Consider the following 9,378-nt stretch of genomic DNA (forward strand, 5'->3'; position numbering starts at 1 on the left):
AAATAGTCATTAGTAGAGAGGGAAAAGAGCTTCTATTTAGTAACTATAGTAATGCCTAAGAATATTGTCATATAAAATGATATATTCGTTTTTATAAAAGAGTAGAGAGGATATTCTGAATTATTATAGTAAGAAGATCGAAAAGGAATACCCTAATGCTAAAGACTAGCGACTAGTGCCTAAAGTCGTGGGAGGAGATATGTTTTTATATTTTGTGTTCTTTATTTTGTTTCTATTTGTAATGTTGTATTTGTTAGCAATTAAGCCTGAAAAAAGTGGGCGAGCAAATTTTAAACCTTTTGAAGGTTATTATTACGCCCATAGAGGTTTACATAAAAAGAAGGTACATCCGCCGGAAAATTCTATTCTGGCTTTTCGTCAGGCAGTAGAGAAAAACTATGGAATCGAATTAGATGTGCAATTGTCTAAAGATAATATACCTGTGGTTTTTCACGATTATTCTTTAAAAAGAATGTGCGGTATAGACAAAAAAGTCAATGAGCTTACGTACAGTGAACTTGAAGGATTGAGATTATATAGTTCGAATCAAAAGATACCCCTTTTTGAAGATGTGCTCCGTTTAGTAGGAGGAAAAGTTCCAATAATTGTTGAATTAAAGGTAGAAGATCAAGATACTACTCTCTGTGATATTGTTGCGCCAATACTAGATCGATACAAAGGGGATTTTTGTATCGAGTCCTTTAATCCATTAGTCCTTTTGTGGTTTAAAGAGCACCGTCTTAAAGTGATTAGAGGACAGCTTGCTTCTAATTTTTTAAAAGAGGAAGAGTATAAGGGGAAACTACTGTACTTTGCTCTAGAAAACCTACTCCTAAATTTTTTGACAAAACCAAATTTTATCGCTTTTAATTACAAGTATGCTAAAATGTTTTCATTTTCTTTATGCAAAAAGCTTTATAAAGTACCAACCTTTGCATGGACTATACAATCGAAAGAAGCTCTAGAGGAAGCACGAGAAAGTTTTGATTACTTTATATTTGAACGTTTTGAGCCTTAACAAGAAAGAGCCTTTGGCACTCTAAGCTTGAACGAGAAAAACCGAACTTGCCTGTGGGCGAGTTCGGTTTAAACAATTGCTTAACCATCTATTGTTTTATTTCAAATCAAACCTTTAATTCGACTTTGTGTTCAGTCATTAATTCTGTTACTCTATTCATGTAGGCAGTTTGTTGTTTTTGCCCTAATACAATTTGTTCGATTTCTTTTTTTGCTTCGTCTAGAGATTTTGTTCCTGCTGGTTTTGAATCTGTCACTTTAATAATATGATAGCCAAATTGTGTTTTTACAGGTTCGCTTATTTTGTTTAATTCCAATGTAAAGGCAGCATCATCAAATTCTTTTACCATTTGACCTTTTGTAAAGAAATCTAAATCTCCACCTCTTTCTTTTGAAGGGCAAGTAGAGTATTTTGCAGCAGCTTCCTCAAAAGAAAGTCCAGCTTCTAATTCCTTTATAATATCTGTAGCTTCTTCTTCACTCTTTACAAGGATATGGCTTGCTTTTACTCGCTCAGGGCTAGAGAATTGATTTTTATTTTCTTCATAATAAGTAGCAATATCTTCTGAAGAAACAGGTGTATTGTTAAGGAGCTCACTTAATGCAAATTGTTTAAGAAGATTATCGCGTAATCTATCTGCTTCTATCTTAAATCTTTTATCTTTATCTAGTCCTTGTTTAATTGCGTCTAGATAAAATAACTCTTGATTGATAAGTTCTGCAATTAATTGTTTTTGACCTGCTTCTGATTGAAACTGTGGTAATATTTGTGGATCCATGCTGTTCATAAGAAAGATAAGGTCTCTTTGAGTGACTTCTCTGCTTCCTACAGTAGCTAATACTTTGTTTTCCATTTCATTTCTCCTTTGTTTTCAATATCATGAGAAATAAGTAAATTGATTTCTCGTAGTCTTATACACAATTCATGATATCAGAAATCTAAGCTACTGTCTATTAAAAAGCGCCTTGTGGCGCTTTTAGCCATCAGTCGTTAGCAGCTAGTCTCTAGCATTAGCGCATCTCTTTAGGATTATTTTCTATTAAAGATAATAAAGATTAATGTAGACATGTAAGTTATAGAATATTACAGTGTTTATCTTAAAAAAATTTAAATAATCACGGTCGACCTGGATAATTCTATATACAAATAAGGATGTTTGTTAGTCGTGCATTTTTCTGATGCCTGATGTAGTGATAATTTCAGCTACATCTTCCCATTTATTTAAAGAATAGATGTGTAAGCCATCGATACCAGCGTTCATGTATTTGTAGATTTGTTTGACGGTATATTCAATTCCTGCTTTTTTAAAATCTTCTGGATTTTCGCCGTATCTTCCAATGACTTCTGCTAAATCTCTTGGAATGCCGCTACCATTTGAAAGGGCCATACGAATAGTTGGGTCTTTTGCAAGTACTGGCATAACACCTACATCTATAGGTAATGTAATACCTGATTTATTCAATCTATCACGCCACCATTGAAACTGGTCTACATCGTGACATAACTGAGTCATGATATAATCTCCACCATAATCTTGTTTTACTCTCAGGTGAGAAATATCCTCGTCAAAACTGTGGCATTCAACGTGTTTTTCAGGATCCCCAGCAATGGCAATTATAAATTGTGGAAAATTAACTTTAATAAATTCCACTAGTTCATTTGCATAATTAAAATCTCCTCTTGTACCTTCCCAGCCCTTAGGATAATCGCCCCGAAGAGCTAAAATATGATCTACACCTATATCTAAGTAGTTTTGCAACTCTCTTTTAATCTTCTCTTTAGAGTTGCCAATACAAGTAAAGTGAGTTACAGGAATGGTTTTGCCACTATCCTTAATAGCTTTACATATTTCCACATTTCTCCCTGCATTTGTTCCACCTGCTCCATATGTGCAAGAGACGAAATCAGGGTTAAATTTATATAGATAATCTAATGTGTTAAGCAATGGTTCTATAGGTTTATCCTCTTTTGGTGGAAAGACTTCAAAGGAAAAAGACATTCTTTCTTTCATGATTTGTGGTATGTTCAATAAATAACCTCCTTTAGTTAACGATAGTTGAACAATAGTAAAGAACATATTCTAGCTTATAGGCGAGGATATATTTCCGATTTCTGCATTCCGCTTTTAGCTAAAAAAAACAACTATATTCCTATGAATATAGTTGCCCTTTTGCTTATGAATTATTCTAACGATTGAACGCCTGACTACAACTTGCGTATAACTCCAGTGACTTTTCCAAGAATAGACACATCTTCTCGATAAATTGGCTCCATAGCTGAATTTTCAGGTTGAAGTCGAATTTTGTTCTTTTCTTTGTAAAAACGTTTTACAGTAGCTTCGTCATCATCTACTAACGCTACTATAATATCCCCATTTATTGCAGTGTTTTGTTTTTCAACGACTACATAATCGCCATCCAAAATACCTGCTTCAATCATACTTGTTCCTTTTATATGAAGCATAAAACATTCTTTATTATTGACGAAACTGACAGGCAAAGGAAAGGTATCTTCGATATTTTCTACAGCTAATATAGGTTGCCCTGCTGTTACTTGGCCCACAATAGGAACCTCTATTAATTCTTTAATTTTGCTATATCTCTCATCTCGGTTTATGATTTCAATAGCCCTTGGCTTCGTAGGATCTCTTTTAATGTATCCTTTTTCTTCTAGTTTGGATAGGTGACCATGAACTGTAGAAGTTGATTTTAGATTTACACCTGTACAGATTTCACGGACAGAAGGTGGATATCCTCTATTATATAGTTCTTGCTTGATGTAGTTATATATTTCTTGTTGTTTTTTACTTAGTTCAGTAGGCAAATAACACACCTCCATATTTTTTCTCATTATAACATAAAAAAAAGCTGAATACAAACAAATGTTCGAAAAACTGTTGACAGGGAACGTCTGTTCCTGTACAATAAGGCAAAGAACAAGTGTTCGATACGTAGGAGGTTATTTAAATGAATTTCAATGGTAAAAGGGTTCGCATAGTCAATAAAAGAAGATTCACATTAGCGTTATTTTTGCTCTTTATTTCATTTCTATGTGCGTTTATGCTTATGTTTAACGCCGTTTCTGGAGAGGAAAAAATCATATATAAGGACTATACTGTAGCAAAAGGAGATACCGTTTGGAAGATTGCAGATATCAATACAGGCAACGATAGAGATGTTAGAGAAGTAGTCTATGAGATTGTAAAGGTAAATAATATTAAGAATCAAACCATATATCCTGGGCAAACAATTCAAGTTCCAATCCAAGAATAAAGAGTTTATATATCTAATATTAATTTAGAAAATTCAAACTCATATATAGTGGCATGATTAAAAACAAGGTGGCTCTGAACGGGCTGTTCTGATAGTAAGGCAGCACTTCAACCTTTATAGGCACAAGATTGTCAAACCGTTATTGGTAGCTTTCATTCCACCTTGTTTTTAACTATATACTAATGAAGTTCAAATTTTTGATTTGTCTCTCTTAACTGTAGGTACTGATAACTTTTATTTTGTTTTCTTTAGCTTCACTATTTTACAATTATATATTTTCCCATCGTCTTTATTTACAATATAAATTCCTATACAGACCAAGAAAAGGGCAATGATATTTTTTGTGTTTAAAAAATGTTCACCTAAGAATAGGGAAGAAAGTACTGTGCCAAATATTGGGATTAAAAAATTATAAAAGGAAATTTCTCCAACTTTATTGTATTTTAATAGATAAGTCCACAATGAAAATGCGGCTGCAGATAAAAAACCCATGTATATTAATAAGCTTGTAGATTTTAGGGTAAAACCTGTAAGGCTACCACCTGTTAAATATCCAAGAACGACTAAAAGGATTCCGCCAAAAAGCAGTTGAAATCCTGTAAGGGTAAGAATATCTATTGAACGACTCAAGGATTTACTGTAGATATTTGCTGAGGAGCTGATTAAAGCAGCTATTATAATAAAACCATCTCCGAAAAAGTTGAACGCAAAGCGAAAATCGCTTGAAAAGTTCACAATAATAATTCCTATAAAACCTAAAAAACAGCCGAGCGTTTTTCTCATGTTCAAGTGATCATCTTTGTAGATAAAATGGGCGAGGACCACAGAATAGAAGGTGCCTGTTCCATTTAATATAGCACCATTTACTCCTGTAGTATTGCTTAGACCAATATAAAAGAAAATATATTGTGCTGTTGTCAAGAAAAAACCTAGAATCAAGATTTTTGAAAAATCAGTTTTATATGGAAGTTTTAATGCCTTTTCTTTTACAGAAGAGATCAATAATACCATAATTCCAGAAAGAGAGAATCGATATCCAGCAAAGATTAATTTTGTAGGAATATCGTTAGGGGAAATGTGAAAGATATCGTATCCAATTTTTATTGCAGGATAGGCACTACCCCAAAAGAAAGCACAAAGTGCAGCAATTATGATGATGTTTCGTCGTTTTGTAAAAAAAATTTCTGTGTTCATAGTACTACCTCTTATTTTGTGTATTTGCTCATATGTGGCAAGGAAGAAGTATTTTCCGTACAATCCATGATGGCATAAAGGAATTATACTACAAGTAAAACATGAAGTGTAGAGATATAAATGTAAAGTTTGAAGTTTAGCGTTTACATTGTAGAATATAACGTATGAAATAGTAAGATATTGAGGTTAAGGAAACAAATAATTTCTTTGGAAATAGCATAATATCCAAAAAAACGCCATCTATGTCGATTAATGTTGTAATTTTAATAGAATATTGACAATCGATTATATATAATATATTATACTAAATAAGCTACAATGACCAAAACTATTTAGGGTCATTCGTATAATGATTAAGGGGGATTAGTATGAAATTGGAGACGATTAATCACATAGCAATCATAGGAAAAGGCATGATTGGGATTAGTTTAGCTGTGTTGTTTACGGGTAATGGCTATAGGACTACGGTACTTGCAAAAGATGCACATGTTGGAAAAAAACGATATGATACATATTATAAAGATTTGTTAGAAAAGGGTTTAGTCACGGAAAAGCAAATTAAGGCATGTGCATCTTTACTGAATTTTACAGAAGAGTATAGTGATTTATCTGATGCTGATGTAATATTTGAATGCGTAATAGAGAAAAAAGAAGTAAAATATGCTGTCTACAATGAAATCGAAAAGCATTGTAAGCAATTTAAAGTTGTAGCTTCTACGACCTCCGCATTATCATCTGAAGATTTAGCGGAAGGAATGATTCAAAAAGACAAACTGTTAGTAGCCCATCCTTGGAATCCACCTCATCTTGTACCATGTGTAGAAGTTGTAAAAAGTCCGTATACCAGCGATGAAACGATTAGAGTTATTGTGGAGTTTTTAGAATCTGTAGGTAGAGAAGTAGCAGTGATGATGAAAGATGCACCTGGTTTTATTGGAAATCGCCTTCAACATGCATTGTACAGAGAAGCAGTTTATATGGTAGAGCAAGGGATTGCTTCTCCAGAAGATATAGATAAAACGTTAAGGTCTAGTTTTATACCTAGGTACACTTCTATTGGCTTATTTGAACACTTTGATTACGCAGGGCTAGATATGATTGTAAGCATTGAAGATTACCTTTTTCCAACACTATGTAATGCAGAAACGACACAAGATTACATAAGAACTCGCCATGATGCAGGAGATTTAGGGTATAAGACCGGAAAAGGTGTCTATGACTGGACGAAGAAAGACATTGAAGATTTCAGAAAAAGAGCTAGCGCACCTTATTTGAATATTTTTAACTGGATTTTGCCAGAAGAATAGTAGTTAGTATAAAAACCTCCTAACGTAATCTAGCGTTAGGAGGTTTTTGGTAAGTATACATTAAATACTAACGATTATCGATTAAATTTAAAATGTTGGCTTAAATTGTAAATTATATGGTATAATATATATTCAAATGCATTTATATCATTACATTTGTATAACGGAATTAGCAATACTATAGAGAGTATAGAAAGGCTCAAATAGTTATTTTCTACTATCTCACTTATGGATAATGAATGATTAAGGACACAGGAGGATTGTAATGGAAGAGATGGGAATAAGACCTTTGCTCAAAGAGCGAACATTATATCGGGATGAAATCTACGAATATATGAAAAATGCAATTATAAATAGAGTATTAAAACCTGGTGAGAGAATTGTCGAGACGAAGTGGGCAAGAGATCTGGGGGTGTCTCAATCACCTGTAAGAGAAGCGATTCGAGAACTAGAGATGGTTGGTTTAGTTGAGAATAAACCTTTCTATGGTACATTTGTCAGGGAAATCACGGCTAAAGAAGTAGTGGATGCTTATGAAGTCCGTATTAGTCTAGAGATTCTTGGTATTAGAGAAGCTGTTAAGCTTATTACAGATGAAAAGTTAGCTAAAATTAAGACAACAATAGACGAAATGAAAAAAGCATCAGAAGATGGTGATAAGTACCTTTTTATTGAAAAAAATGCGTCTTTTCATCAACAAATTATTGAGTCCTCTGGTAATGATATGTTATTAAAATTGTGGAAACAATGTAATATTATAGAATGGACACATCTTAGTACTAATATATCGTCAAAAACATTGCTCAATCTAGCAGATCGACATGATGATGTCTATGAAGCTATAGTAGAGAGAGATGAAGAGAAGGCAGTTAGAAGGGTTCGTGCTCATATAGAGGAATTAAGAGATGAGGCAAAAAAGAATTTAGCAGATAGTTAGTTGAATTAAAAGGGTTATCTATATATTAGACAGCCCTTTTTTAGTGTGCACCAGCATGGGCGCAATATAAAGGGTGAAAGTGCGGGTATGCATTTTTAGTAGGAAATACATAGCTAAGCACAAAAGTGTTCGTTGTGAGGTGGAAGCTAAAGAAAGTCAGCGCTTTATCTACAAATGAAATGGAAAATAAAATGATCATTTCTCTTGATAAATTGATTTACAGTTTAAAACATATATGATATATTAAACATAATCGATTATATATAATATATGAAAACTTATTATTTATGAAGGAGTGTGTATAATGATTGATAAAAAACGATTGCTTTGGATTTACAAAAAAATGCAAGAAATAAGAAAATTCGAAGAGAAGGCATTGGAACTATTTGAGAAAGATAAGTTGAGAGGCTCTGTCCATCTCTATGTTGGGGAAGAAGCGGTAGCATCAACGGTTTGTTCTCTACTAACGGATGCTGATTATATTACAAGTACTCATAGAGGACATGGTCACTGTATTGCAAAAGGCGCGGAGCTAGCACCTGCTCTTGCAGAACTTATGGGAAAATCCACTGGTTACTGTGGCGGTAGGGGAGGCTCTATGCATATTGCCGATGTGACAAAAGGAAACCTTGGTGCTAATGCTATTGTAGGTGGAGGTATGCCCATTGCAGTAGGAGGAGCTTTAGCTGCAAAACTAAGAGGTACAGATCAAGTTGCGGTTACGTTTTTTGGAGATGGAGCATCAAATGAAGGGACTTTTCATGAATCTCTAAACTTAGCATCTGTATGGAAACTTCCTGTGATTTTCGTATGCGAAAACAACGGTTATGGCATTTCTGTACCATTGTGGCAGAGTACTTCAGTAGAAGACATTAGCCTTAGAGGTCAAGGATATAATATGCCAGCCTATACGGTTGACGGAAACGATGTCATAGCCATTAATGAAGTAGTAGAAATAGCTACAGAAAGAGCAAGAAAGGGAGAGGGACCTACTCTTATTGAATGCAAGACATACAGATGGCTTGGACACTGGACAGGAGATCCTCAAAATTACCGAACAAAAGATGAAATAGAAGCGTGGAAGAAAAAATGTCCTATTAAGAGACTAGAAGAATATATGATTTCAAATAATATTGCCACAGCAGAAGAACTGCAAGCAATTGAAAAACAAGCTATAGAAGACACGAACTATGCAGAAAAATTTGCGCTTGAGAGTCCATTTCCAGATGAGTCTACTGTAATGGATTACGTATTTTATGAAGGATAAGGAAAGGGGATAGAACCATGAGTAAAATGACATACGCAAAAGCAATAACTAAAGTCATAGCTGAAGAAATGAGACGAGACCATAGAATATTCCTAATGGGAGAAGATGTAGCAGAGTTAGGCGGAGTGTTTGGCGTGACAAGAGGGCTCATCGATGAATTTGGCCCTGAGAGAATACGAAATACGCCAATTTCAGAAGCAGGATTTGTAGGTGCAGGCGTAGGTGCCGCCTTAGCAGGGATGAAACCAATCGTAGAACTAATGTATATGGATTTTACATATGTTGCAATGGATCAGATATTAAACCAAGCAGCAAAAATTAGATATATGTACGGCGGAAAGGCAACCATGCCGCTAATCATTAGATGACAACAAAATATAAAT

10 protein-coding genes are annotated in these 9,378 nt (G+C 34.1%); 6 read left to right on the forward strand and 4 right to left on the reverse strand.

The features are described 5' to 3' along the window. Window positions 1-199: 199 nt before the first annotated feature. Window positions 200-1,018, forward strand: coding sequence for a glycerophosphodiester phosphodiesterase family protein (locus Q7P22_RS11310; RefSeq protein ID WP_303864225.1), 819 nt, complete (start codon window positions 200-202; stop codon window positions 1,016-1,018). Window positions 1,019-1,124: 106 nt separating this feature from the next. On the opposite strand, the gene Q7P22_RS11315 is transcribed toward Q7P22_RS11310, so the two are convergent. The 3 genes from Q7P22_RS11315 to lexA all read right to left on the reverse strand — a co-directional run bounded on the left by Q7P22_RS11315 (window position 1,125) and on the right by lexA (window position 3,841). Beyond that, window positions 1,125-1,871, reverse strand: a complete 747-nt coding sequence (locus Q7P22_RS11315) for a peptidylprolyl isomerase (RefSeq protein WP_303864227.1) — start codon at window positions 1,869-1,871, stop codon at window positions 1,125-1,127. Between the two features lie 306 nt (window positions 1,872-2,177). Further along, a complete protein-coding gene (locus Q7P22_RS11320) occupies window positions 2,178-3,047 on the reverse strand; it encodes a methylenetetrahydrofolate reductase (RefSeq protein ID WP_303864228.1) in 870 nt (289 codons plus the stop codon). A gap of 176 nt (window positions 3,048-3,223) precedes the next feature. After that, window positions 3,224-3,841: a transcriptional repressor LexA gene (gene lexA / locus Q7P22_RS11325; RefSeq protein WP_303864230.1), complete on the reverse strand. Its 618-nt coding sequence runs from the start codon at window positions 3,839-3,841 to the stop codon at window positions 3,224-3,226. A 143-nt stretch (window positions 3,842-3,984) separates the two neighbouring features. Here lexA and Q7P22_RS11330 point away from each other — a divergent pair, with 143 nt between their 5' ends. Continuing rightward, entirely contained in the window at window positions 3,985-4,290 is a 306-nt protein-coding gene (locus Q7P22_RS11330; protein ID WP_303864232.1) for a LysM peptidoglycan-binding domain-containing protein, read from the forward strand. Between the two features lie 234 nt (window positions 4,291-4,524). Here Q7P22_RS11330 and Q7P22_RS11335 read toward each other — a convergent pair whose 3' ends face one another. Continuing rightward, window positions 4,525-5,484 (reverse strand): DMT family transporter, encoded by a 960-nt coding sequence (locus Q7P22_RS11335; RefSeq protein ID WP_303864234.1) that lies wholly within the window; start codon window positions 5,482-5,484, stop codon window positions 4,525-4,527. A gap of 368 nt (window positions 5,485-5,852) precedes the next feature. Between Q7P22_RS11335 and Q7P22_RS11340 the strand changes: the two genes are divergently transcribed. The 4 genes from Q7P22_RS11340 (at window position 5,853) to Q7P22_RS11355 (ending at window position 9,363) form a co-directional block, all read left to right on the forward strand. Continuing rightward, entirely contained in the window at window positions 5,853-6,791 is a 939-nt protein-coding gene (locus Q7P22_RS11340; RefSeq protein WP_303864236.1) for a 3-hydroxyacyl-CoA dehydrogenase family protein, read from the forward strand. Window positions 6,792-7,056: 265 nt separating this feature from the next. Beyond that, entirely contained in the window at window positions 7,057-7,728 is a 672-nt protein-coding gene (locus tag Q7P22_RS11345; protein ID WP_303864238.1) for a GntR family transcriptional regulator, read from the forward strand. A 304-nt stretch (window positions 7,729-8,032) separates the two neighbouring features. Then, entirely contained in the window at window positions 8,033-8,995 is a 963-nt protein-coding gene (locus Q7P22_RS11350) for a thiamine pyrophosphate-dependent dehydrogenase E1 component subunit alpha (protein WP_303864240.1), read from the forward strand. 17 nt (window positions 8,996-9,012) lie between these two features. Next, window positions 9,013-9,363: a hypothetical protein gene (locus Q7P22_RS11355; protein WP_303864242.1), complete on the forward strand. Its 351-nt coding sequence runs from the start codon at window positions 9,013-9,015 to the stop codon at window positions 9,361-9,363. The last annotated feature ends 15 nt before the right edge of the window (window positions 9,364-9,378 follow it).

The sequence above is a fragment of the Alkalibaculum bacchi genome, from assembly GCF_937875145.1.
Lineage (GTDB): Bacteria > Bacillota > Clostridia > Eubacteriales > Alkalibacteraceae > Alkalibaculum > Alkalibaculum bacchi_A.